Raw genomic sequence first — 22,455 nt, forward strand, 5'->3', positions numbered from 1 at the left:
TCGCGCGAGCGGTGTCCGTTGCTGACCCACCCGCGCTGTCGCGGGAGCGGTGTTCGTCGGTGACCCTCCCGGGGCCAGAGGTTGGCCCGGCCGGGTCGCGTCGACGGGTATCCGCCGACGTCGCCGTCGCGGGCGGGTCCGCCCGCCCACTGCGCCGACGACACCGGGACGCGACGACGCGGGAGGCGATCATGGACGACGACCGGACGGTGCCGCAGCCGGAACGCGGTGGGGGAGGCTGGCAGGACCCCGGGCCGCGCGACGTGGTCCGGGACCGGCAGAACCCCGATCTGCTGACCCCGCCGAGCACGGACGCGGGGACACTGCCCAACCTGCGGTTCTCGTTCTCCGACGCGCACGCCCGCGTGCAGGGCGGCGGTTGGACCCGCGAGGTGACCGTACGGGAGCTGCCGGTCGCCACCGAGCTCAGCGGCGTGGACATGGCGCTGGAACCGGGCGGGTACCGGGAGCTGCACTGGCACAAGCAGTCCGAGTGGGCGTACGTGTCGCGCGGCAGCGCCCGGATCAGCGCCGTCGACCAGGAGGGCCGCAACTTCCTCGACGACGTACGCGCCGGTGACCTGTGGTTCTTTCCGCAGGGGGTGCCGCACCACATCCAGGCGCTCGACGAGGGCGTGGAGTTCCTGCTCGTCTTCGACGACGGCGCGTTCACCGAGAACAGCACGTTCCTGATCAGCGACTTCTTCGCGCACACCCCGAAGGACGTGCTGGCCAAGAACTTCGGGTGGCGGCCTGAGCAGCTCGACTCGATCCCGGAGCGGGAGAAGTACATCTTCGCGGGGCAGGTGCCGCCGCCGCTGGACCGCGACAAGGTGGTCAGCCCGAGCGGGGACGTGCCCCGCAGCCTGAGCCACCGGCTGCTCGCGCAGCAGCCGCAGCGGTTCGCGGGCGGCCAGGTCCGCATCGCCGACGTCACCCAGTTCCCGGCGGCCACCGCGATCTGCGCCGCGCTGGTCGAGGTCGATCCGGGCGAGCTGCGCGAGCTGCACTGGCACCCGACCGACGACGAGTGGCAGTACTACCTCTCCGGCCACGGCCGGATGGGCGTGTTCGCCAGTCAGGGCGTGGCGGGCACCTTCGACATGCGCTCGGGTGACGTCGGGTACGTGCCGTTCGCCTACGGCCACTACATCGAGAACCTCGGCACCGAGCCGCTGGTCTTCCTGGAGATGTTCCGCAAGCCCCGGTTCGGGTGATCCGCTGACCCGACCGTCACCCTCCCACCCAGGTCCCGCCCGCGTCCCACCCGGTCCCCACCCCGGTCCCGCCCGGGGTTGATCATGAAGTTATTGCCCGCCCGCCCGGCGTGTCGGGGCAATAACTTCATGATCAACGCGGGCGGGCGGGCGGGTGGGGGTTGGGGCGGGGTGCGGTCAGGGGAGGTGGGTGGTGGCGTGGCGGCCGGCTGCGGCGGCGGACACGAAGTAGGCGTGGTCGGCGTCGAGGTTGCGGCCCATCGTGGACAGCGGCACGGCGCTGGCGCGCAGCGCGGCGTCCAGGCCGGCGGTGGGCACTCGGACGATCCGGTGTCGGGCCGTCAGCGGCGCCAGCGCCGCGTCGACCTCGGCCGCGAGGGCCGGGTCCAGGTCGTCGGGCACCACCAGCTCCGCCGGGGCGAGGGCCACCCGGCCGTACGCGGTGAGGCTGTGGTGCGACACGCCCCGGTGTCGGGGGCGGGGGTCGGCGTCGGAGATGCGCAGTGAGCCGACCGGCCGGCCGCCGAGCGTGGCGATCGCGTTGACGGCCTCGCCGACGGCGACGCCGGAGAAACCCCACCGGGTGCCGGTGCCCAGGTTGCCGGGCCCCTGGGCCACGATCGCCACGTCCGCGTCCAGCACGTGGCGGGCGGCGAGCAGGCCGCCGTGCAGGGTGGTGGCCTCCAGGTCGCCGCCGAACGCCTGCCCGACGGTGATCGTCCCGGCCAGCTCGTCGCGCAGCCCGGCGAGCGTGCGGGAGAACCAGGCCGGCAACGCCCCGCCGTCGGTGAGCAGGTACGCCACCCGGGCGTGCGGGGCCTCGGCCCGGATGCCGGCCAGAATCGCCGGCAGCGCCGAGTGCAGGTCGGCGGTGACCACCGGCATCCCACCCAGGTCGTCGGCGTCGGCCAGCAGGGCGCGGTGCGGGCTGGCCTCCTCGTCGACGCCGAGCAGGATCGGCTGCAACGGGGTGTAGCGGGCCTTGACCAGGTGCCCGGCGTCGCGGGTGTCACCGGCGTCCGGCGGGTCCGGCGGCAGCCGGTCCGGCAGGGCCACCACGAGGGCGTACCCGCCGGTGCCCAACCCCATCAGCAGCGCACCGGCGTTGAGCAGCACCCGGTCACCCGGCTCGGGCGTGCCGACCAGCTCGGGATAGGCCAGCGCCCGCATGCGCGTGCCGTCGGGCAGGTCGACGTCGAGTTCCACCGCCCCGGTCCACTGCCGCCGCAGCGCCGCCACCGTCCCCGTCCGCCATCGCACCATGACGGGCACGCTAGCCGCGCGGACCAGCCGGCCCGCGCTCGGGTCGGCCCGCCCCTCAGGCGGGGTCGGGCTCGCCGCCGGCGTCCGCGCTCGGCCTGGCCTGGGTGTCGCGCGCCCGCCCGGCGGCTCCCGGCAGCGAGCGGGTCGGGTCGAGGAAGACGTAGCGGATCTCCGGGTACCGGCCGGTGAGCCGCCGCTCGGCCTCGTCGGCGGTGGCCTCGATGGCCGCGCCGGTGGCCTCGTCACGGAAGTCGACCTTCGCGGCGACGAGGATGTCGTCCGGGCCGAGCTGCATCGTCAGCAGGGTGTCGATGCGCTCGACCTCGGGCAGCCCGGCCAGGTCGCGTTCGATCTCGCGGCGCAGCCGCTCCGGGACGGCCCGGCCGACCAGCAGCGACAGGTTGTTGCTGGCCAGGATCCCGGCGACGGCCAGCAGCAGCAACCCGATCAGGATCGACGCGATGCCGTCCCACACCTCGTCGCCGGTGGCCTGGGACAGGCCGACGCCGAGCGCGGCCAGCAGCAGGCCGATCAGGGCCGCGCTGTCCTCCAGGAAGACCGCCTTGACGGTGGTGTCGGCGGTCAGTCGCAGGAACCGGCGGGGTGTGGTGTCCCAGCGCTGGGACTCGCGGCGGACCTGCCGCACGGCCCGGGCCAGCGAGATCGACTCGATGACGAACGACACCGCGAGGACGATGTACGAGATCAGATAGTTGCCGCTGTGCTCGTGCACGAGGATGGTGGTGACACCGTGGGTGACGGCGAAGCCGGCGCCGGCCACGAAGGTGAACATGGCGGCGAAGAACGCCCAGACGTAGCTCTCCTTGCCGTACCCGAAGGGGTGTCGTTGGTCGGCCGGGCGGGCCCCGCGGCGCAGCGCCTGGAACAGCAGCACCTCGGTGGTCGTGTCGGCGACCGAGTGCGCCGCCTCGGAGAGCATCGCGGCCGACCCGGAGATCAGCCCGGCGACCAGCTTGGCGATCGCGATGGCGAGGTTGGCGGCGCCCGCGACGACCACGGTGCCGACGCTCTCGCTCTCGGTATTCATCTCGCCCTGCGACATGAGGGCAACACTATGGCCGCGGGCGGCGACGCGCCGGGGGAGGGGTCCGATCCGAACAAGTGTGCGGCATGCCCGCGTGGGTGCACGCCTGCGCCGCGTCGGCTGCTAGCGTCTACCCGTGTCGCGGACCCGCACCGAACGCCTGGTCAACCTGGTGATCTGCCTCCTGTCCACGCGACGGTTCCTGACCGCCGCGCAGATCGCCGCGACCGTGCCCGGCTACGAGCACGACCCCGACGACGCGCGCGACCACGAGGCGTTCCAGCGCAAGTTCGAGCGGGACAAGGCCGAGCTGCGCGAGCTGGGCGTCCCGCTGGAGACCGGCACGGCCAGCGTCTTCGACGCCGAGCCCGGCTACCGCATCGCCCACCGCGAGTACGCGCTGCCCGACATCCCCCTGGAACCCGACGAGGCCGCCGCGGTCGGCATCGCCGCCCGCCTGTGGCAGCACGCCGGGCTGGCCGCCGCCGCGTCGTCCGGGCTGGCCAAGCTGCGCGCCGCCGGGGTGGACGTCGACCCGCAGGCCACCCTCGGCATGGAGCCGATGGTCACCGTCGATCCCGCGTTCGCGCCGCTGACCGCCGCCGCGCGGGACCGCCGCGAGGTCGGGTTCGACTACCGGGTGCCCGACCGGGACGCCCCCAGCCGCCGCCGGCTGCAACCGTGGGGCGTGGTCTGCTGGCGCGGGCGGTGGTACGTGGTCGGCCACGACCTGGACCGCGCGGCGACCCGCTGCTTCCGCCTGTCCCGGGTGGTCGGCGCGGTCCGGGTGACCGGCGCACCCGGCGCGTACGAGCCGCCGGCCGGCGTCGACCTGATCAGCCACGTGGCCCGCTGGTCCGGGCCGGTGGAGCGCACCGGCCGGGCCACCGTGCTGGCGACGCCCGGGCGGGCCGCCGGCCTGCGTCGCTGGGCGGTGCAGGTGACCGCCGGGCCGGACGGCGACCAGCTGGTCCTGCCGTACGCCGACCCGGACTCTCTGGCCGGCCAGCTCGTCGGGTACGGCCCGGACGTGCGGGTGCTCGACCCGCCGGAGGTCCGCGAGGCGGTCATCCAGCGACTCAAGGAGATCGCCGTCCGGCACGACGAGCTGACCGTCTCCGGGGGTGCCCGGTGACCCGCCCGGCCGCCCGCGGCGGTTCCCGCGCCTCCGCCGACCGACTGGCGCGGCTGCTCAACCTGGTTCCCTACCTGCTGGCCCGGCCCGGCATCGAGATCGCCGAGGCGGCCGGTGACCTGGGCGTCACCGAACGACAGCTCCGGGAGGACCTGGAGCTGCTGTGGGTGTGTGGGCTGCCCGGTTACGGCCCCGGTGACCTGATCGACATGGCGTTCGACGGCGACCGGGTGACCATCACCTACGACGCCGGCATCGACCGGCCGCTGCGGCTCACCCCCGACGAGGCCCTCGCGCTCGTGGTGGCGCTGCGGATGCTCGCCGAGACCCCAGGCGTGGCCAACCGGGAGGCCATCGAGCGGGCCCTCGCGAAGATCGAGGACGCCGCCGGTGACCTGGTGGGCGCACCGGTCGCGGTCCGGCTGCCCGGGGACACCCGGCGGGTCGAGGCGCTGCGCTCGGCCGTGGAGGGCGGAAAGGCGCTGCGGATCACCTACTACACCGCGGCCCGGGACGAGACCACCGAGCGCGTCGTCGACCCGCTGCGGATGCTGATGGTCGGCGGTCGGGCGTACGTGGAGGCGTGGTGCCGGCGCGCGGAGGCGGTCCGGCTGTTCCGGGCCGACCGGATCGACGCGATCACCGAACTGGACGAGCCGGCCACCGTCCCGCCGCAGGCTGTCCCGCACGACCTCACCGAGGGTGTCTTCCGGCCGTCGCCCGACCTGCCGCTGATCACACTGCGGATCGGGCGGGGCGAGCGGTGGATCACCGAGTACTACCCGTGCGAGCGGGTCGAGGCCGGCGACGGCGACCAGTGGCTCGTGTCGCTGCGGGTGACCGACCTGGGGTGGGCGCGGCGGTTCGTGCTGGGCCTCGGCCCGGACGTCACAGTGGTCGCCCCGGTCGAGCTGGCCGAACAGGTCCGGGCGACAGCCGCCGCCGCGCTCGACGCGTACGCCGTGCCGGCGGCTGTTCCCCGGCGTGCGCCGGCCGATTCCGTGCCGGCCGGCGTGCCGTCGGGCGATCCGGCGGTGGCCGCCCGCACCCAGTAGGCTGACCGGCGTGCTGATCTGGATCGTGCTCGCGGTGGTGCTGCTCCCGCTCGTGGCGCTCGCGCTGGCCGTCCGCCCGGTGCTGAGCCGGCTGCCCCAGCTGCGCCGCGCCGCGGTGGCGTTGCAGCGGCGGGCCACCGAGGCGGAGTCGCTCCGGGAGACCGCCGAGGCGTTGCAGCAGCGCGCCGAGGGTGTCCAGCGCCAGCTCGACACCGCCCAGCAGCGACTCGCCGTGATCAAGGCCAAGCGCGGCTGACCGACCTCTGTCGGCCACCGTCGTCCCCCGGCCGGGTGGCGATGGTTGACTGATCATCGCGGTTGGTCAAGACTTCACCGGCCGGGCCCTGATCATCATCCCCGGCAGGTGGCATTCGGTCCATCCACACGTACGATGGGCTGCGTATCACCCCCCGGACACAGAGCGACTGGAGCTTCTCATGGGTGCCCTCAAGCCGTGGCACATCGCAGTTCTCGTGGTTGTGCTGATCCTGCTCTTCGGTGCGAAGCGGCTTCCCGACGCGGCCCGCTCGCTGGGTCGCTCGCTGCGGATCATCAAGGCCGAGACCAAGAGCCTGCAGGACGACGACCGCGACCTGGCCGAGAAGGCCGACGCGCAGGCCGGCTACCAGCCGCTGCCGCCGCACGCCGGCCAGCAGGCGCCGTACGCCGGGCAGCCGCAGCAGGCGCCGTACCAGCAGGCGCCGGCGCAGCAGCCGGTCGTCGACCCGGTGCACCGCGTCCGCGACAACTGACCGAAGGGCCCCACCACCGTGGCCTTCGCCCTGCGTAAGCGCGGCCCGAGCACCTTCGAACGGGCCGCCGACGGCTCGATGACGCTCATCGAGCACGTCCGTGAGCTGCGCAACCGTCTCTTCCGCGCGTCGCTGGCAATCATGATCGGCTTCGGCTTCGGTATCTGGCTGGCCGAGCCGGTCCGGGTGCTGCTGTCGAAGCCGTACTGCGATCTGCCCGGGTCGGTCGACCCGGAGACCAACAAGTGCCTGTTCGTCCAGCTCGGTCCGGCGGACGTCTTCCTGCTGAACCTGAAGATCGGCCTGTGGGTGGGCCTGATCATCGCGGCGCCGATCTGGCTCTACCAGCTCTGGGCGTTCATCGCGCCCGGGCTACACCGGCACGAGCGGCGCTACGCCTACGCCTTCACGGCCCTGGCGGCACCGCTCTTCGCCGCCGGCGCGGTGCTGGCGTTCTTCGTCACCGCCAAGGGCCTCGAGTTCCTGATGAACGTGTCCGGCGACGACATCTCGACCACCCTGGAAGTCACCCGCTACATCTCGTTCGTCACCAACCTGATCCTGCTGTTCGGTGTGGCGTTCGAGTTCCCGCTGGTCGTGCTGATGCTCAACTTCGTCGGCCTGGCGAGCGCGAAGCGGCTGCTCAGCTGGTGGCGGGTGGCGATCTTCGTGTTCTTCGCGTTCTCCGCCGTGGTCACCCCCACCCCGGACCCGTTCGGGATGACCGCCCTGGCGGTCTGCCTCTCCGCGCTCTACTTCGGCGCGGTGGGCGTCGCGTTCATCAACGACAAGCGGCGTGGGCGGGGCAAGGAAATCTACGCCGGTCTCGACGACGACGAGGTCTCGCCGCTGGAGTTCGACACGGACCCGGTCGTGGCCGGGCAGCGGGTCGACGCGACCGCGCCGATCGGTGCGCCCGAGCCGATCGCGAAGCCGGCGCCCATCGAACGCCGCTACGACGACATGACCTGACGGCCCCGCGCCGCCGGAGTCCACCGACGCCGTCCCCGCCTGCCGGGGGCGGCGTCGTCGCGTCAGCGGCCCCGTCAGACGCTCACCCCACGCGCCGGCGGTGAGACTGATCGTGACGTCGGCCGCCCCTGGTGAACGGCGGGTGTCCGACCGGTACGGTGCTGCCCGTGACCGCAGACGATCACCTGCCCGGCCCGCCCACCGACGGGCCGGTCGAGCGCACCCCGCCCGCCCGCGACTCGGTCGACCGCGCCCGGGACGAGGGTGGCCCGGTGGCCGTGCTCGCCAACCCCACGGCCGGTCGGGGGCGGCACCGGGCGCTGCTGCCCCGACTGCTGGACGGGCTGGCCGCCGCCGGCCGCCCGGTCCGGTTGCTGTCGGCGTCCAGTCCGGACGAGGCGGAGGCGGCGTGTCGTACCGCGATCGCCGACGGCGTCGGCGCGCTGGTCGCGATCGGCGGGGACGGCACCGTACACCGGGCCATGCAGGCCGTCGCCGGCACCGACGTGCCGTTCGGGCCGGTACCGGCCGGCACCGGCAACGACTTCGCCCTCGACACCGGCTTTCCGGCCGATCCCGTCGCCGCCGTGGCGGTGATCGCCGAGGCGCTGCGCGCCGGCCGGACCCGCGTCGTCGACCTGGCCCGGATGACCGGCGCCGACGGGGCCGAGCGCTGGTACGGCGCCGTCCTCGCGGCGGGCTTCGACGCGATCGTCAACGAGCGCGCCAACCGGATGCGCTGGCCGCGCGGCGCCCGCCGGTACGACCTGGCGATCGTGGTCGAGCTGGCCCGGCTCCGGCCCCGCCGCTACACGCTGCGCCTGGACGGGGTGCCGCACGAGATGGACGCGGTGCTGGTGGCGGTGGGCAACTGCCCGACGTACGGCGGTGGGATGCGGATCTGCCCCGACGCCGATCCGACCGACGGGCTGCTGGACGTGGTGGTGGCCGGTCGGGTCGACCGGCGGACCCTCATCCGGGTCAAGCCGCGCATCTACCAGGGCACCCACGTGAGTCACCCGCTGGTGAGCAGCTACCGGGCCCGCACCGTGGAGCTGGCCGCCGACGACATCGTCACGTACGCCGACGGGGAACGCTCGCTGCGCCTGCCGGTGACGATCACTGCCGTGCCGGGGGCGCTGCGACTGCTGCTCTGACCCGTACCGCGCCGATGCTGGCGGCGATGACCAGCACGATGGCGGCGCATTCCAGCAGCGTCAGCGCCTGCCGCAGCACCAGCCATCCGGCGAGGGTGGCGATGGCCGGGCCGAGGCTCATCAGCACCGCGAAGGTGGCGGTGGGCATCCGGCGCAGCGCCAGCAGCTCCAGGGTGTACGGGAGCCCGGAGGCGAGCACCGCGAGGGCGGTGCCCAGCGCCAGCACCTCCGGGTCGAGCAGGACGGCGCCGCCGTCGACGATGCCCAGCGGCAGGGTGACCAGCGCGGCGAGGGTCAGCGCGAGGGCCAGCCCGTCCGCGCCCGGGAACCGGCCGCCGACCCGCGCGCTGAGCACGATGTACGCCGCCCACATCGCGCCCGCGCCGAACGCGAAGGCCACCCCCGCCGGGTTGAGCCGGTCGAAGCCGCCCTGCCCGAGCAGCGCCACCCCGGCCAGCGCGAGCCCGGCCCAGCACCAGCTCGCCAGCCGACGGGCGGTGAACACCGACAGCGCCAGTGGGCCGAGCACCTCCAGGGTCACCGTCGGGCCGAGCGGGATCCGCTCGATGGCCTGGTAGAACAGCGAGTTCATGCCGGCCAGGGCCAGCCCGAACGCGCCGGCCGCGAGCCAGGCCGAGCGGTCGTACCCCCGAAGCCGGGGCCGGCACACGATGAGCAGCAGCACCGCCGAGATCGTCAACCGCAGGGTGACCGCCCCGGCCACCCCGGTACGCGGAAAGAGCAGCGCGGCCAGGGCGGAGCCGAACTGCACCGACAGCGCCCCGCCGAGCACCAGCCCCACGGCGAGGACGCCGCCGCGGCGCTGCGGGGGCGCGTCGGCCGGGCGCGTTGCGGGCAGCAGGGTCTCCGTCACGAGCACGACGCTAGGCGGTCAGCCCGCAGGGCTCTCCGGCGGTGTCGACCGTCGGGAAGAACGCGAGCCGCGTCGCCCGGCTGGTGGCGAGCGGGTCGCGCTTCGGGGATACGAGAGCGTCGATGGGCCAGCTATCCTGCTCGGACCGGTATTGATCCACAGTTGGGAGCTGGCATGCGCCTCGCCATGGTCACGGTCTCCGCTTCGCCGCGAGGGCACGCCCGGCACTGATCGGGCGCCGCCGGAGATCACCTCCGGGGGTCTGGTGCTCCTCGCCGCGGAGCGGTCCCACGACGACCGTTTCCTTCCCTGGCTCGAGGAGCTCTTGTGCGTGCCCTTATATCCGCGCGTCTCGGCGCGGACTTCACCAAACTGTGGACCGCTGCGGCGGTGTCCAACGTCGGCGACGGTGTCACCATGGCCGCCGGCCCGCTGCTGGTCGCCTCCGTCAGCGACAACCCGGCCCTCATCGCCGGCGCCGTCTTCGCGCAGCAACTGCCCTGGCTGCTGTTCGCCCTGGTCAGCGGTGCCTACGTCGATCGGCTCGACCGTCGCCGTCTGGTCGTGGTCGTCAACCTCGCCCGCGCCGCGGCCCTGGTGGCGTTGTCGATGACCATCGCGACCGGAACCGTCTCGGTGGCCGTCATCTACGCGGTGCTCTTCCTTCTGGGTACGGGCGAAACCCTCGCGGACACCGCGCTGGGTGCCCTGCTCCCGGCGGTGGTCGCCCCGGAGGAACTGCCGCGCGCCAACGCTCGGCTCTACGCGAGCTTCACCATCGGTAACCAGTTCGTCGCGAAGCCGCTGGGCGCGTGGTTGTTCGTCGTCGCGGCGGCGGTGCCGTTCGGGGTCGACGCGCTCACCTTCGCGACGTCCGCAGCGCTGATCGCGGGCATCCGGCGCGTCCCCGTCGTTGGCGATCCGCCTCGGCGGGCCTCGCTGCGTGCCGAGGTCGCCGCCGGCGTGCGGTGGTTGTGGCGGCACCGACTGCTGCGGACCCTCGCCGTGAGCATGGGACTGGGCAACATCGCGTTCGGTGCCGCGTTCGCCGTGTTCGTGCTCTACTGCCGGGAGCGCCTGGGTGTATCCGCCGTCGGCTACGGATTTCTGTTGTCCGCGTTCGCGGTCGGCGGCCTGGTCGGCACCGCAGTCGCCACGATGCTCACGCGCGCGCTCGGCAGCGCCACCGTGTTGCGTGCCGGCCTGGTGATCGAGGTCGTGACGCACGTGTGCCTCGCGACCACGACGACACCGTGGGTCGCCGCCGTCGTGCTGGTCGTGTTCAGCATCCATGCCATGGTGTGGGGCATCACCGTCACCTCGGTCCGGCAACGGGTCGTGCCTGCGCACCTGCGCGGCCGGGTCGGCAGCGTGTACGCATTGCTGGATCTCGGCGGCGCGGCGCTGGGCTCGCTCCTCGGCGGCCTGTTCGCCAGCGCCTGGGAGATCACCACACCGTTCTGGATCGCCGCCGTCGCGATGGCGGCGATCGCCGCCATCGCCTGGCGGCCCCTGCGGGAGGCGGTCGCCTGAGCGGCCGGCCCCGAACGACGGCGAGCTTCCGCCGTTCGGGGCCGGCCGCCCCGGCGTGGCCCTTCGACCCCGCACGCACCGGAGCGCGGGACACGGCCGTAGGTGTTCGCCGACGCGGTGCTACCGGCGTACGGTCTTGGGTATGACCAGCGCGATGCGGAAGCTGTCCATCTCCGTCCCACCCGACGTGGCGGAGCGCCTGGAGCACGAGTCCAACGCCAGCGCGTACATCACCCAGGCCGTCCGGGACCGGATGCGTCTGGACGCCCTGGACGCGGAGCTGGCCCACCAGGGCATCCAGATCACCGAGCAGGGTGTGGCCGAGGCGCGCGCCCGTCGTGCCGCCGTTGAGGCCGACTGGTCGCCGGAGCGCCGGAATGCGCTGCGTGAGCGGGCACGCCAACACCTGCTGGACACCACCGACCAGCCGGCCGCGTGAGCGCCGCGGACGACCGGCCGGTTCGGCTCGTGCTGGATCGGTCAGCGCTGCTGGCTTATCTGGCGGGGTCGGTGCATGTCGGGGAGCCGCTGCACGAGGTCATCCAGGACCGCAACAGGTTCGGTGTCACCGCCGTGACCGCGGCGGAGGCCCTGGCGATCGTCAGCGACCCGAAGGAACGGGCGACCCTGCACCGGCTGCTGACCCTGGACGCCTGTGCGGTGCTCTCCACCGAGGGGCGCTCCTGGCACGAGCTCAGCTACTGGCGGACGGTGACGGGTCGGGCCGATCTCGCCACCACGGTGCTGGCCGTACTCGACCATGACGCCTCGATCCTGACCGGGGAGGACCGGTACGGCGACGGCGAGCTGCCGGTCATCCACATCCCGACCTGACGGTTTCCGCGGGCGCGGCTCAGGTCGGCAGGGCCAGGTCCAGGACCGCGCCGAGGCCGTTCTCCCGGCCCGGGTCGGCGGCCGGGAGCACCAGCACCGCGCAGCCGGCGGCGACGGCGCCCGCGTCCGCCGGACTGTCGCCGACCATCAGCGTCTGCTCGGGGTCGACGCCGAGCATCCCGCACGCCCGCCAGAAGATCGCCGGGTCGGGCTTGCAGCGCCCCACCTCGTACGACAGCACGAACGCGTCGACGAGGTCGGTCAACCCCCAGGCGTCGAAGTGCGGCCGCAGGTCGAAGCCGATGTTGCTGACCACCGCCACCCGCACACCGGCGTCGCGCAGCGCGGCCAGCGTGGGAGCGGTGTCCGGGTACGGCAGCCAGCCCTCGGCGACGAGCAGCCGCTCGTAGAGCGCGTCGGCGAAACCCTCGATGCCCGCGTCCACGGTTTCGGCCAGCCCCGTGTACGCACCCCGGTGCGCGTGCGCGTAGAGGTCCCGGTCGGCCCACAGCTCGGCCAGCCGGGGCGGCACCCGGGCCGGCAGGGGGCCGCCCGCGCGGCCGGCGGTGAGCAGCCGGTCGGCCAGCGAGGTGGCGCGAACCCGGTCCAGGGTGACCCCGCACGCGGCGGCGGCTTCGATGACCCACTGTCGGGGCTCCTCCACCTGGGCCAGGGTGCCGTGGAAGTCGAAGAGCACCGCCTTGACGGGCCGTCGGGACGCCCGCGGGGCGCTGGCGTCCGCGACGCTGCCCGGCGGACTGGTCTGGGGCGGTTCGGCATGGTCCGGCACGCCGTGCACCCTACCGACCCCCGCCGACGGCCCCTCGGGACGGCCTTGTGGGGTGCACTGTCCCGGCACGCACTAATCTTGGTGCCATGTCGAGCCCCGCCGAGCGGTACGCAGCGGCGCGCCGCCGGGCCGCGCAGACCGCGCAGTTCCCGGCACTGGACGAGTTCGCCCTGGACCTGGGGTTCGATCTCGACGACTTCCAGCGCGAGGCGTGTCAGTCGTTGGAGCGGGGCAGCGGCGTGCTGGTCTGTGCCCCCACCGGCGCGGGTAAGACCGTGGTCGGCGAGTTCGCCGTACACCTGGCGCTGCGCGGGCGGCCCGACGACCCGGCGGCGGCCGACGACGCCGCGACGCCACCGACCCGGCGCAAGTGCTTCTACACCACGCCGATCAAGGCGCTGTCCAACCAGAAGTACCACGATCTGGTCGCCCGGTACGGCGCCGAGCAGGTCGGCCTGCTCACCGGCGACAACGCGATCAACGGCGACGCGCCCGTGGTGGTGATGACCACCGAGGTGCTGCGCAACATGCTCTACGCGGGGTCCAGCACCCTGCAGGGGCTGGCGTACGTGGTGATGGACGAGGTGCACTACCTCGCCGACCGGTTCCGCGGCGGCGTGTGGGAAGAGGTGATCATCCACCTGCCCGCCTCGGTCACCCTGGTCTCGCTGTCGGCGACCGTGTCCAACGCCGAGGAGTTCGCCGACTGGTTGGTCACCGTGCGCGGCGAGACCGCCGTGGTGGTCAGCGAGCACCGGCCGGTGCCGCTGTGGCAGCACATGCTGGTCGGCAAGCGGATGTTCGACCTGTTCCACGACGCCGACGCCGCCCGCAAGCACGACGTGCACCCGGAGCTGCTGCGCTACACCCGCGACACCGTGCGCCGCCTGGAGCTGGGGGAGGGGCGCAGCGCCGGGCCGGGCGCCGGCCGGCGCGGCCCCCGCTGGCGTGGGCCGATGCGCCCGGACATCGTCGACCGGCTGGACCGCGAAGGGCTGCTGCCGGCGATCCTGTTCATCTTCAGCCGGGCCGGCTGCGCCGCCGCCGTGCAGCAGTGCCTGGCCGCCGGGCTGCGGCTCACCTCGCCCGAGGAGCGGGCCGAGATCCGCCGGGTGGTCGAGTCCCGGGTCACCGCCATCCCCGGCGAGGACCTGACGGTGCTGGGCTACTGGGAGTGGCTCGACGGGTTGGAGCGTGGCCTCGCGGCCCACCACGCCGGCATGCTGCCGGTGTTCAAGGAGATCGTCGAGGAGCTGTTCGTCCGGGGTCTGGTCAAGGCGGTCTTCGCCACCGAGACCCTGGCGTTGGGCATCAACATGCCGGCCCGCTGCGTGGTCCTGGAACGGCTGGTCAAGTACAACGGCGAGGCGCACGTCGACCTGACCCCGGGGGAGTACACCCAGCTCACCGGCCGTGCCGGTCGGCGTGGCATCGACGTCGAGGGGCACGCCGTCGTGGTGTGGTCCCCGGAGACCGACCCACGGCACGTGGCCGGGCTCGCCTCCACCCGCACCTATCCGTTGCGCTCCAGCTTCCGGCCCTCGTACAACATGGCGGTGAACCTGGTCGGCACGGTCGGCGCGGAGCCCGCCCGGGCGCTGCTGGAGTCCTCGTTCGCCCAGTTCCAGGCCGACCGGTCGGTGGTCGGCCTGGCTCGGCAGGTGCAGCGCAACACCGAGACCATCGAGGCGTACGGCGCGGAGGCCGCCTGCCACCACGGCGACTTCGACGAGTACTTCGCGCTGCGGGTGGCGATCGCCGACCGGGAGAAGGCCATCGCCCGGCAGGGGCAGACCCAGCGCAAGGCCGCCGCCGTGGCGTCGCTGGAGCGCCTGCGGGTCGGCGACGTGATCCGCGTGCCGTCGGGCCGGCGGGCCGGCCTGGCCGTCGTGCTGGACCCGGCGACCGGTGGTTTCGGCGAACCTCGTCCGCTGGTGCTCACCCAGGACCGCTGGGCGGGGCGGGTCAGCCCCGGCGACTTCACCACCCCGGCCGAGGTGCTGGCCCGCATCCGGGTGCCCAAACACTTCAACCACCGCTCGCCGGGTGCCCGGCGGGACCTGGCCGCCGAGGTCAGCGGCACCGGCCTGGACCGGCACGGCGGTCGCCGCGGTGGCCGCTCCCGGCAGGCGCCCGGCGAGGACCACCGGCTCACCCAACTCCGCACCGAGCTGCGTAACCATCCCTGCCACGCCTGCCCGGAGCGCGAGGAGCACGCCCGCTGGGCGGAGCGGCGCCGTCGGCTGGAGCGGGACACCGAGGAGCTGCGCGAGCGGGTGTCCGGGCGCACCGGGTCCCTCGCGCGGACCTTCGACCGGATCGTCGCGCTGCTGACCGACCGTGGTTACCTCGCCCGCGACGGCGTGGTCACCGACGCCGGTCGGATGCTCGGCCGGATCTGGACGGAAGCGGATCTGCTGGTCGCCGAGTGTCTGCGCCGACGGGTGTGGGACGGGCTCTCCCCGGCCGAGCTGGCCGCCGCGGTGTCCGTGGTGGTCTTCGAGGCGCGTCGCGACGTCGACGAGCGGGCGTCGCTGCCGCGCGGCCCGGTGGCCGACGCCGTCGACGAGACGCTGAAGCTGTGGGGTGAGATCGAAGCCGACGAGGCGGCGCGCGGTCTGGCCGCGACCCGGGAGCCGGATCTGGGCTTCGCCTGGCCGGTCTACCGGTGGGCGCGGGGCGAGGCGCTGGCCAAGGTGCTCGGCAGCGGGCACGAGATCGACGGGGAGATGCCGGCCGGTGACTTCGTCCGGTGGGCCCGGCAGGTGGTCGACCTGCTCGGTCAACTTGCCGACTCCGGCGGCGCCTCGCCGGAGCTGCGCTCCACCGCCCGACAGGCGATAGCGGCCATCAACCGGGGCGTGCTGGCGTACCACACCTCCGCCTGATCATCATTTTCGGTCAGCATCGCCCGCGAACCGACGCATCGGACGGTCACCGCGACGGCACCCCCCGAACAGCCCGGGGGGCGCTGTTGCGCCTGGTCGGGGCACCCCTGATCATTGCCCGAGCGCCGTACTTACGCGCCGGTAACGAATGGGGGAGAGGACCGCCGTGGCGGACATCAATCACTTTGAGTACGGGTGGATCACACCCGCGCTGAGCTACGCGCTGTCCGTGCTCGGCTCGATCCTCGGGCTCGTCTGCGCCGGTCGCATCCGTACCGCCCGTACCGCCGGTCAGCGCGCCTGGTGGGGTCTGCTGGCCGCCTGGGCGCTCGGCGGCACCGCCATCTGGGCGATGCACTTCATGGCCATGCTCGGCTTCGCCGTCGGCGGCACCCGCATCCGGTACGACGTGCCCCTCACCGCCGCCAGCACCGCCATCGCGGTGGTCGCGGTCGGTATCGGCCTGGCCATCGTCGGCACCGGCCGGCTGAATCCGGTACGCCTCGTCGCCGGTGGCGTCTTCACCGGCGTCGGCGTCGCCGCCATGCACTACACCGGCATGGCGGCGATGCGCCTCAACGGCAGCCTCGGCTACGACAGCACCCGCGTCATCCTCTCGGTGGTCGTCGCGGTCGTCGCCGCCACCGTCGCGCTGTGGCTCGCGATGACCGTCCGTCGCCCACTGGCGATCTTCGCGTCCGCGCTGGTCATGGGCGTCGCCGTGAACGGCATGCACTTCACCGGCATGAGCGCGCTCTCGGTGCACCTGCACGAACGTGCGGACGGGGTGACCGGCACCAGGGTGAGCGCGTTGCTGGTGCCGATCATCGTGGCGGTGATCTTCGGGGTGGTCGGGCTGCTCTACGCCCTGCTCGCCGCGCCCACCGACGACGACCGGGCCGCCGCCGCGTACCTCGACGCGCGCCGGGGACCGGAGCCGGCCCCGGCTGCGCCGGTGGCCGCTCCGGACCCGGTCGGGCTGCGTGCGCGCTCCACCCTGGGGCACCCCGGCACCCCGTTCCCGTCGCGCCGGGACACCCCGCCGCGCTGACGTTCAGCACCCGGGGAGGGAGTGATCAGGCCACCGGGACCCGGTCCAGGAAGCCGAGCACCTGGCTGAGCTGCCCGTTGCCGTCCAGCACGGCGACGTCGAAGCCCACGACCGGCGCCTCGACCCCGTCGGGCCCCAACTCCCAGGTGAACCGGACCTGGTCGTGGTGGCCGTCGACCGGGCCGGCCAGCCGGAACGTCATGCCGGGAAACTGGCCCTGCACCGCCGCGATCGTCGCGTCGATCGCCTCCCGGCCCTCGGCGACGGTGAGCGGGTCGACGTAGCGGGCGTCGGGGGCCCACACGTCAGCGATCTGCGTGCGGCGACGGGCCAGGTCGGTCTCGTTCCAGATCGCGATGTACCGCTCGGCCAGCGCGTCGAAGCTCGTAGCCATGGCTCTCTCCTCATCGTCGGGTGACGAGCGGCGGTGGGCGCCGCTCTCGGGAGAGATGGTTGCGGCCCGCCCGGGGCGCTGTCGATTACGTCGGAGGTAATGGTCCGTGCGCCGGCGCGATCACTAGGGTCGGTCGCGTGACGACGACCAGGCCGGTACGACGGGTCGGCGAGCTGCTGCGCGACTGGCGCCAGAGCCGCCGGATGAGCCAACTCGACCTGTCGATCGAGACGGGGATCTCCGCTCGCCATCTGAGCTTCGTGGAGACCGGGCGGTCCCGGCCGAGCCCCGAGCTGATCCTGCGGCTCGCCGAGCAGCTCGACGTACCGCTGGCGGACCGCAACACCATCCTGCTCGCCGGCGGGTACGCGCCCGCCTACCCCCGCCACGAGCTGGACGACCCGGAGCTGGCCCCGGTGCGTGCCGCCGTACGGCGGATCCTCGACGGCCACGGCCCGTACCCGGCGGCGCTCATCGACCGGCACTGGCAACTCGTCGAGGCCAACCCCGCCGTGGCGTTGTTCACCGACGGCGCGGCGCCGCACCTGCTCGTCCCTCCGGTCAACGTCCTGCGGCTCAGCCTGCACCCCGACGGCATGGCCCCGCGGATCGGCAACCTGCCCGAGTGGCGTACGCACCTGCTCACCCGGCTGCGCCAGACGGCCGCCGCCACCGGCGACGCGGCCCTGCACGACCTGTACGAGGAGCTGCGCGGCTATCCCGGCGGCAACGGCCATTCGCAGGCTTTGGACGACCCGGTCTCGCGGGTCGCCGTCGGACTCCGGTACCGCCACCACGGCCGGGAACTGTCCTTCCTCAGCACCACCACCGTGTTCGGCACCCCGCTGGATGTCACCGTCGCCGGGCTGGCCGTCGAGTCGTTCTTCCCCGCCGACGCGGCGACGCTGCGCGCCCTCGGCGTACGGGGCGGCGACGAGGTCCCACCGAGCTGACCGAGGTGCTCCCGCTGTGCCGGTCGCGGGGCGTGTCGGTGTTGAATGCGGGGGTGTCCGCCACCCGCCGGTCAGCCCGGACACAGAGGAGAGTGAGATGAACTTCCAGCGCCTCGGCCCGAGCGGCCAGGAGATCCCGGTCGTCCAGCGCGACGGTACGACCTTCGACCTGCGGCCGCTCACCGCAGACCTGGACGGGGCGTTCTGGGCGTCGGACGGGATCGCGCGGACGCGGGTCGCGCTCGACAGTGGCGAGCTGGCCGAGCTGCCCGACGCGGACAGCCTGCGGGTGGGTGCTCCCATCGCCCGACCTCACAAGATCGTCTGCATCGGACTCAACTACCGCGATCACGCGGCGGAGACGGGTGCGGCGCTGCCGGCCGAGCCGGTGGTCTTCATGAAGGACCCGATGACGATCGTCGGGCCGTACGACGACGTTCTCGTTCCGCGCGGCTCGACGAAGACCGACTGGGAGGTCGAACTCGCGGTCGTCGTCGGCACGACCATCCGCTACGCCGACTCCCCGCAGGAGGCCATGCGGCACATCGCGGGGTACGCGGTGTCGCACGACGTCTCCGAGCGGGCGTTCCAGTTGGAGCGCGGGGGCCAGTGGGACAAGGGCAAGAGCTGCGAGACCTTCAACCCGCTGGGGCCGAGCCTCGTGCCGGCCGACGAGGTCGACGACCCGCAGTCGCTGGCGCTGCGGTTGTGGGTCAACGGGGTTCTCCGCCAGGACGGGTCCACCAAGGACATGATCTTCCCGGTCGCGCACGTCGTCTGGTACCTCAGCCAGTTCATGGTCCTGTACCCCGGCGACGTCATCAACACGGGCACGCCCGCCGGGGTGGCGCTGGGCCTTCCGGACCACCCGTACCTGCGCGCCGGCGACGTGGTGGAGCTGGAGGTCGCCGGCCTGGGGCGGGCACGCCAGACGTTGGTGGCGGCATGAGCGCGGAGTTCGCCGGGCTGGCCGCGCTGGTCACGGGAGGCGCCTCCGGCATCGGCCGCGCCACCGCCGTGGAGTTGCGCGAGCGGGGGGCCCGGGTGGCCGTCCTCGACCTCGACCCGAGCGGCCTGCCGGAGGGCATCGCCGGCATCGCCGCCGACGTGTCGAGCCGCCCGTCGGTGCAACAGGCTGTCGCCGCGGCCGCCGACGCGCTCGGCGGCATCGACGTGGTGGTCAACAACGCCGGGATCGGCGCGACCGGGACCGTCGCCGACCAGACCGACGACGAGTGGCACCACGTGCTCGACGTCAACGTGGTCGGCATGGCGCGCGTCGTCAGCGCGGCCCTGCCCTGGCTGCGCCGCTCGGAGCACGCGTCGGTCGTCAACCTCTCGTCCATCGCCGCGCTCAACGGACTGCCCGGCCGGGCGCTCTACTCGGCCAGCAAGGGCGCCGTGCTGTCGCTGACCCTCGCCATGGCCACCGACCACGTCCGCGAGGGCATCCGGTTCAACTGCGTCTGCCCCGGCACGGCCGACACGCCCTGGGTGGGACGACTGCTGGCGCAGGCGGACGACCCGGCCGCCGAGCGCCTGGCGTTGCAGGCCCGCCAGCCCATCGGACGACTGGTCACGCCGCAGGAGGTCGCGAACGCGATCGTCTACCTCGCGTCGCCGCTCGCGGCGTCGACCACGGGTACGGTGTTGGACGTCGACGGTGGCCTCACCCATCTGCGGGTCCGGCCGTGACGACGGGCGGGGGTGTGCGGTGCGGATCGCGCTGTTCGTGACCTGCCTGGCCGACACCATGTTCCCGCAGGCGGCCACCGCGACGGTGCGGCTGCTGGAGCGGCTCGGCCACGAGGTGGTCTTCCCGCCGGAGCAGACCTGCTGCGGGCAGATGCACGTCAACACCGGCTACCAGCGCGAGGCCGTTCCCCTGGTACGCCGGCACGTGCGGGTCTTCGACCCGTACGACGTGATCGTCGCGCCGTCGGGTTCCTGCGTCGGGTCGGTGCGCCACCAGCACGCGATGGTGGCCCGGCGGGCCGGCGACGTACGGCTGGCCAGCCGGGCCGAGTCGGTGGCCGAGCGGACGTACGAGCTGTCGGAGCTGCTCGTCGACGTGCTCGGGGTGACCGACGTGGGCGCGTACTACCCGCACCGGGTCACCTACCATCCGACCTGCCACTCGCTGCGGATGCTGCGGGTGGGTGACCGGCCGCGACAGTTGCTGCGCGCGGTGCGCGGCCTCGACCTGGTCGAGTTGCCGGCGGCGGAGCAGTGCTGCGGGTTCGGCGGCACGTTCGCGGTGAAGAACCCGGAGACGTCCACGGCGATGCTGGCGGACAAGATGCGCCACGTGCTCGCCACCGGCGCCGACGTGTGCGCCGCCGGGGACGTCTCGTGTCTCATGCACATCGGCGGCGGCCTGTCGCGACTGCGGACCGGGGTGCGCACCGTGCACCTCGCCGAGATCCTGGCCTCGACCGAGCAGAGCGGCACGGTCAGCGCCCGATCGGCGGTCCGGTCGTGACCCGCCGGACGTTCCTCGGCATGCCGGCGACCACCCCACCGGTGACCGCGCCGGCGGGCGTGGGGCACCTGCGCGGCGACGAGTCGTTTCCGAGCGCCGCGCGGCGCAGCCTGGCCGACCCGCAACTGCGGCGCAACCTCCGCCACGCCACGTCGACGATCCGGGCCAAGTCCGCGGGTGTGATCGCCGAGCAGGCGGACTGGGAGCAGTTGCGCGCGGCGGGCGCGGCCATCAAGGCCGACACCCTGCACCGCCTGCCCGACCTGCTGGAACAGCTCGAAGAGAAGGTCGCCGACGCCGGCGGCGTGGTGCACTGGGCGGCGGACGCGGTTGAGGCCAACCGGATCGTCACCGACCTCGTCCGCGTGGCCGGCGCGGACCGGGTCATCAAGGTCAAGTCCATGGCGACCCAGGAGATCGGCCTCAACGAGGCCCTCGAAGCGGCCGGGATCACCCCAATCGAGACGGACCTGGCGGAGCTGATCGTGCAGCTCGGCGACGACCGGCCGAGCCACATCCTGGTGCCCGCGATCCACCGCAACCGGGCCGAGATCCGGGAGATCTTCCTCCGCGAGATGCCCGGCGTCGACCCGGCGCTCACCGACGACCCGGCGGCCCTCGCGGCCGCCGCGCGCCGGTTCCTGCGCGAGACGTTCCTGAGTACGCCGGTGGCGGTGTCCGGCGCGAACTTCGCCGTCGCCGAGACGGGCACCCTGGCCGTGGTCGAGTCCGAGGGCAACGGGCGGATGTGCCTGACCCTGCCGGAAACCCTCATCACCGTCATGGGCGTGGAGAAGGTGGTGCCGACCTGGCGGGACCTGGAGGTCTTCCTCCAGCTGCTGCCGCGGGCGTCGACGGGGGAGCGGATGAACCCGTACACCTCGATGTGGACGGGCGTGACCCCGGGCGACGGGCCGCAGGCGTTCCACCTGGTCCTGCTCGACAACGGGCGTAGCGCGGTGCTCGCCGACGAGGTCGGCCGGCAGGCGCTGCGGTGCATCCGCTGCTCGGCGTGCCTCAACGTGTGCCCGGTCTACGAGCGTGCCGGCGGCCACGCCTACGGGTCGGTGTACCCGGGGCCCATCGGGGCGGTGCTGTCGCCCCAGCTCACCGGCATCGAGGACAACGCCTCCCTGCCGTACGCGTCGACGCTCTGCGGCGCCTGCTACGACGCCTGCCCCGTCAAAATCAACATCCCGGAGCTGCTGGTGCACCTGCGTGCCGAGGCCGTCGAGTCACGACCGCGGCCCACCGCCGAGTCGATCGCGATGGCCGCCGCCGCGTACACGATGGACCGACCCCGGCTGTACGCGGCCGGGCAGCGCGCCGCGCGGCTGAGCCGGCTCGCCGGTCGGCGTGGCCGAGGGCTGCCCCCACCGCTGAACGGCTGGACCGCCAGCCGGGACCTGCCGGACCCGCCGGCCCAGACGTTCCGCGAATGGTGGGCCGGGCGGTGACCTCCCGGGACCTCGTCCTCGGCCGGCTGCGGGCCGCGCTCGCCACCGGCAGCCCCGCGCCGGCGCCGGCGCCCCGCGACTACCGGCAGGCCGACACCGTCGACCTCGACCAGCTGGCGCAGCGGCTGACCGACTACCGGGCGCACGTGCACCGGGTCGCCGAGGCCGCCGTCGCCGACACGATCGCCGACCTCCTGCCGGCGGGGGGCACCGTCGTCGTACCGCCGGGTCTGCCGCCTGCCTGGCTGCCGCCGACGGTGACCACGCTGACCGACGACGGCCTCGACCACGCGCGGATCGGCGCCGCGGACGCCGTCGTCACCGCCGCCGCCGTCGCCATCGCCCAGACCGGAACGATCGTCCTCGACGGCTCGCCCGACCAGGGCCGCCGGGTGCTCAGCCTCCTACCGGACCGGCACGTGTGCGTCCTCCGCGCCGACCAGGTGGTGGCCACCGTGCCCGAGGCCCTGGCCCGACTGACGCCGCACCGCCCGCTGACCTGGATCAGTGGGCCGTCGGCCACCAGCGACATCGAGTTGATCCGGGTGGAGGGGGTGCACGGCCCGCGCCGTCTGCACGTCGTCCTGCTGCCCTGACCCCGGC

The 22,455-nt window shown here is 73.6% G+C and carries 23 protein-coding genes; 18 read left to right on the forward strand and 5 right to left on the reverse strand.

Translation table 11 applies throughout. From position 1 onward, the window contains the following. The first annotated feature begins 191 nt into the window (after window positions 1-191). Entirely contained in the window at window positions 192-1,217 is a 1,026-nt protein-coding gene (locus ACFYPH_RS23315) for a cupin domain-containing protein (protein WP_354862564.1), read from the forward strand. Between the two features lie 177 nt (window positions 1,218-1,394). On the opposite strand, the gene ACFYPH_RS23320 is transcribed toward ACFYPH_RS23315, so the two are convergent. Both ACFYPH_RS23320 and ACFYPH_RS23325 read right to left on the reverse strand, forming a co-directional pair. Continuing rightward, window positions 1,395-2,480 carry a DUF3866 family protein gene (locus ACFYPH_RS23320; protein ID WP_387184512.1) on the reverse strand — a complete coding sequence of 362 codons (1,086 nt, stop codon included), beginning with the start codon at window positions 2,478-2,480 and terminating at the stop codon, window positions 1,395-1,397. Between the two features lie 55 nt (window positions 2,481-2,535). Next, window positions 2,536-3,543, reverse strand: coding sequence for a cation diffusion facilitator family transporter (locus ACFYPH_RS23325; protein ID WP_354862721.1), 1,008 nt, complete (start codon window positions 3,541-3,543; stop codon window positions 2,536-2,538). A 118-nt stretch (window positions 3,544-3,661) separates the two neighbouring features. Between ACFYPH_RS23325 and ACFYPH_RS23330 the strand changes: the two genes are divergently transcribed. The 6 genes from ACFYPH_RS23330 (at window position 3,662) to ACFYPH_RS23355 (ending at window position 8,596) form a co-directional block, all read left to right on the forward strand. After that, window positions 3,662-4,660 (forward strand): helix-turn-helix transcriptional regulator, encoded by a 999-nt coding sequence (locus tag ACFYPH_RS23330; protein WP_387184515.1) that lies wholly within the window; start codon window positions 3,662-3,664, stop codon window positions 4,658-4,660. Beyond that, window positions 4,657-5,715 (forward strand): YafY family protein, encoded by a 1,059-nt coding sequence (locus tag ACFYPH_RS23335; RefSeq protein ID WP_354862724.1) that lies wholly within the window; start codon window positions 4,657-4,659, stop codon window positions 5,713-5,715. The genes ACFYPH_RS23330 and ACFYPH_RS23335 overlap by 4 nt, the downstream gene beginning before the upstream one ends. A gap of 10 nt (window positions 5,716-5,725) precedes the next feature. Next, window positions 5,726-5,971 (forward strand): hypothetical protein, encoded by a 246-nt coding sequence (locus tag ACFYPH_RS23340; protein WP_387184519.1) that lies wholly within the window; start codon window positions 5,726-5,728, stop codon window positions 5,969-5,971. Window positions 5,972-6,152: 181 nt separating this feature from the next. Beyond that, window positions 6,153-6,467 carry a Sec-independent protein translocase subunit TatA gene (gene tatA, locus ACFYPH_RS23345; protein ID WP_007459946.1) on the forward strand — a complete coding sequence of 105 codons (315 nt, stop codon included), beginning with the start codon at window positions 6,153-6,155 and terminating at the stop codon, window positions 6,465-6,467. A gap of 18 nt (window positions 6,468-6,485) precedes the next feature. Further along, on the forward strand, window positions 6,486-7,439 hold the full coding sequence (gene tatC / locus ACFYPH_RS23350; protein ID WP_355068960.1) for a twin-arginine translocase subunit TatC: 954 nt from the start codon (window positions 6,486-6,488) through the stop codon (window positions 7,437-7,439). 272 nt (window positions 7,440-7,711) lie between these two features. Continuing rightward, window positions 7,712-8,596 carry a diacylglycerol kinase family protein gene (locus tag ACFYPH_RS23355; protein ID WP_387184882.1) on the forward strand — a complete coding sequence of 295 codons (885 nt, stop codon included), beginning with the start codon at window positions 7,712-7,714 and terminating at the stop codon, window positions 8,594-8,596. On the opposite strand, the gene ACFYPH_RS23360 is transcribed toward ACFYPH_RS23355, so the two are convergent. Continuing rightward, window positions 8,559-9,476, reverse strand: a complete 918-nt coding sequence (locus ACFYPH_RS23360) for a DMT family transporter (protein ID WP_387184523.1) — start codon at window positions 9,474-9,476, stop codon at window positions 8,559-8,561. The genes ACFYPH_RS23355 and ACFYPH_RS23360 overlap by 38 nt on opposite strands. Window positions 9,477-9,797: 321 nt before the next feature. On the opposite strand from ACFYPH_RS23360, the gene ACFYPH_RS23365 reads away from it, so the two are divergent. From ACFYPH_RS23365 to ACFYPH_RS23375, 3 genes are all read left to right on the forward strand, one after another. Continuing rightward, window positions 9,798-11,003, forward strand: coding sequence for an MFS transporter (locus ACFYPH_RS23365; RefSeq protein WP_387184526.1), 1,206 nt, complete (start codon window positions 9,798-9,800; stop codon window positions 11,001-11,003). Window positions 11,004-11,145: 142 nt separating this feature from the next. After that, a complete protein-coding gene (locus tag ACFYPH_RS23370) occupies window positions 11,146-11,442 on the forward strand; it encodes a hypothetical protein (RefSeq protein WP_354861940.1) in 297 nt (98 codons plus the stop codon). Then, window positions 11,439-11,837 carry a hypothetical protein gene (locus ACFYPH_RS23375; RefSeq protein WP_354861939.1) on the forward strand — a complete coding sequence of 133 codons (399 nt, stop codon included), beginning with the start codon at window positions 11,439-11,441 and terminating at the stop codon, window positions 11,835-11,837. The genes ACFYPH_RS23370 and ACFYPH_RS23375 overlap by 4 nt, the downstream gene beginning before the upstream one ends. Before the next feature lie 19 nt (window positions 11,838-11,856). On the opposite strand, the gene ACFYPH_RS23380 is transcribed toward ACFYPH_RS23375, so the two are convergent. Beyond that, window positions 11,857-12,627 (reverse strand): HAD-IA family hydrolase, encoded by a 771-nt coding sequence (locus ACFYPH_RS23380; protein ID WP_354861937.1) that lies wholly within the window; start codon window positions 12,625-12,627, stop codon window positions 11,857-11,859. 86 nt (window positions 12,628-12,713) lie between these two features. On the opposite strand from ACFYPH_RS23380, the gene ACFYPH_RS23385 reads away from it, so the two are divergent. Both ACFYPH_RS23385 and ACFYPH_RS23390 read left to right on the forward strand, forming a co-directional pair. After that, a complete protein-coding gene (locus tag ACFYPH_RS23385) occupies window positions 12,714-15,515 on the forward strand; it encodes a DEAD/DEAH box helicase (RefSeq protein WP_355068648.1) in 2,802 nt (933 codons plus the stop codon). A gap of 166 nt (window positions 15,516-15,681) precedes the next feature. After that, window positions 15,682-16,566 (forward strand): MHYT domain-containing protein, encoded by an 885-nt coding sequence (locus ACFYPH_RS23390; protein WP_387184530.1) that lies wholly within the window; start codon window positions 15,682-15,684, stop codon window positions 16,564-16,566. A 25-nt stretch (window positions 16,567-16,591) separates the two neighbouring features. On the opposite strand, the gene ACFYPH_RS23395 is transcribed toward ACFYPH_RS23390, so the two are convergent. Continuing rightward, window positions 16,592-16,960: a nuclear transport factor 2 family protein gene (locus ACFYPH_RS23395; protein WP_387184533.1), complete on the reverse strand. Its 369-nt coding sequence runs from the start codon at window positions 16,958-16,960 to the stop codon at window positions 16,592-16,594. Between the two features lie 137 nt (window positions 16,961-17,097). On the opposite strand from ACFYPH_RS23395, the gene ACFYPH_RS23400 reads away from it, so the two are divergent. The 6 genes from ACFYPH_RS23400 to ACFYPH_RS23425 all read left to right on the forward strand — a co-directional run bounded on the left by ACFYPH_RS23400 (window position 17,098) and on the right by ACFYPH_RS23425 (window position 22,448). Beyond that, on the forward strand, window positions 17,098-17,913 hold the full coding sequence (locus ACFYPH_RS23400; RefSeq protein ID WP_387184535.1) for a helix-turn-helix domain-containing protein: 816 nt from the start codon (window positions 17,098-17,100) through the stop codon (window positions 17,911-17,913). A 97-nt stretch (window positions 17,914-18,010) separates the two neighbouring features. Next, window positions 18,011-18,862: a fumarylacetoacetate hydrolase family protein gene (locus ACFYPH_RS23405; RefSeq protein ID WP_354861930.1), complete on the forward strand. Its 852-nt coding sequence runs from the start codon at window positions 18,011-18,013 to the stop codon at window positions 18,860-18,862. Then, a complete protein-coding gene (locus ACFYPH_RS23410) occupies window positions 18,859-19,608 on the forward strand; it encodes an SDR family NAD(P)-dependent oxidoreductase (protein ID WP_387184538.1) in 750 nt (249 codons plus the stop codon). Before ACFYPH_RS23405 ends, ACFYPH_RS23410 begins: the two co-directional genes overlap by 4 nt. 19 nt (window positions 19,609-19,627) lie before the next feature. Beyond that, window positions 19,628-20,395 carry a (Fe-S)-binding protein gene (locus tag ACFYPH_RS23415; RefSeq protein WP_354861926.1) on the forward strand — a complete coding sequence of 256 codons (768 nt, stop codon included), beginning with the start codon at window positions 19,628-19,630 and terminating at the stop codon, window positions 20,393-20,395. Window positions 20,396-20,415: 20 nt separating this feature from the next. Further along, window positions 20,416-21,852 (forward strand): LutB/LldF family L-lactate oxidation iron-sulfur protein, encoded by a 1,437-nt coding sequence (locus tag ACFYPH_RS23420; protein ID WP_387184885.1) that lies wholly within the window; start codon window positions 20,416-20,418, stop codon window positions 21,850-21,852. Continuing rightward, entirely contained in the window at window positions 21,834-22,448 is a 615-nt protein-coding gene (locus ACFYPH_RS23425) for a lactate utilization protein C (protein WP_387184541.1), read from the forward strand. The genes ACFYPH_RS23420 and ACFYPH_RS23425 overlap by 19 nt, the downstream gene beginning before the upstream one ends. The last annotated feature ends 7 nt before the right edge of the window (window positions 22,449-22,455 follow it).

The organism is Micromonospora sp. NPDC005252 (assembly GCF_042872475.1).
GTDB lineage: Bacteria > Actinomycetota > Actinomycetes > Mycobacteriales > Micromonosporaceae > Micromonospora.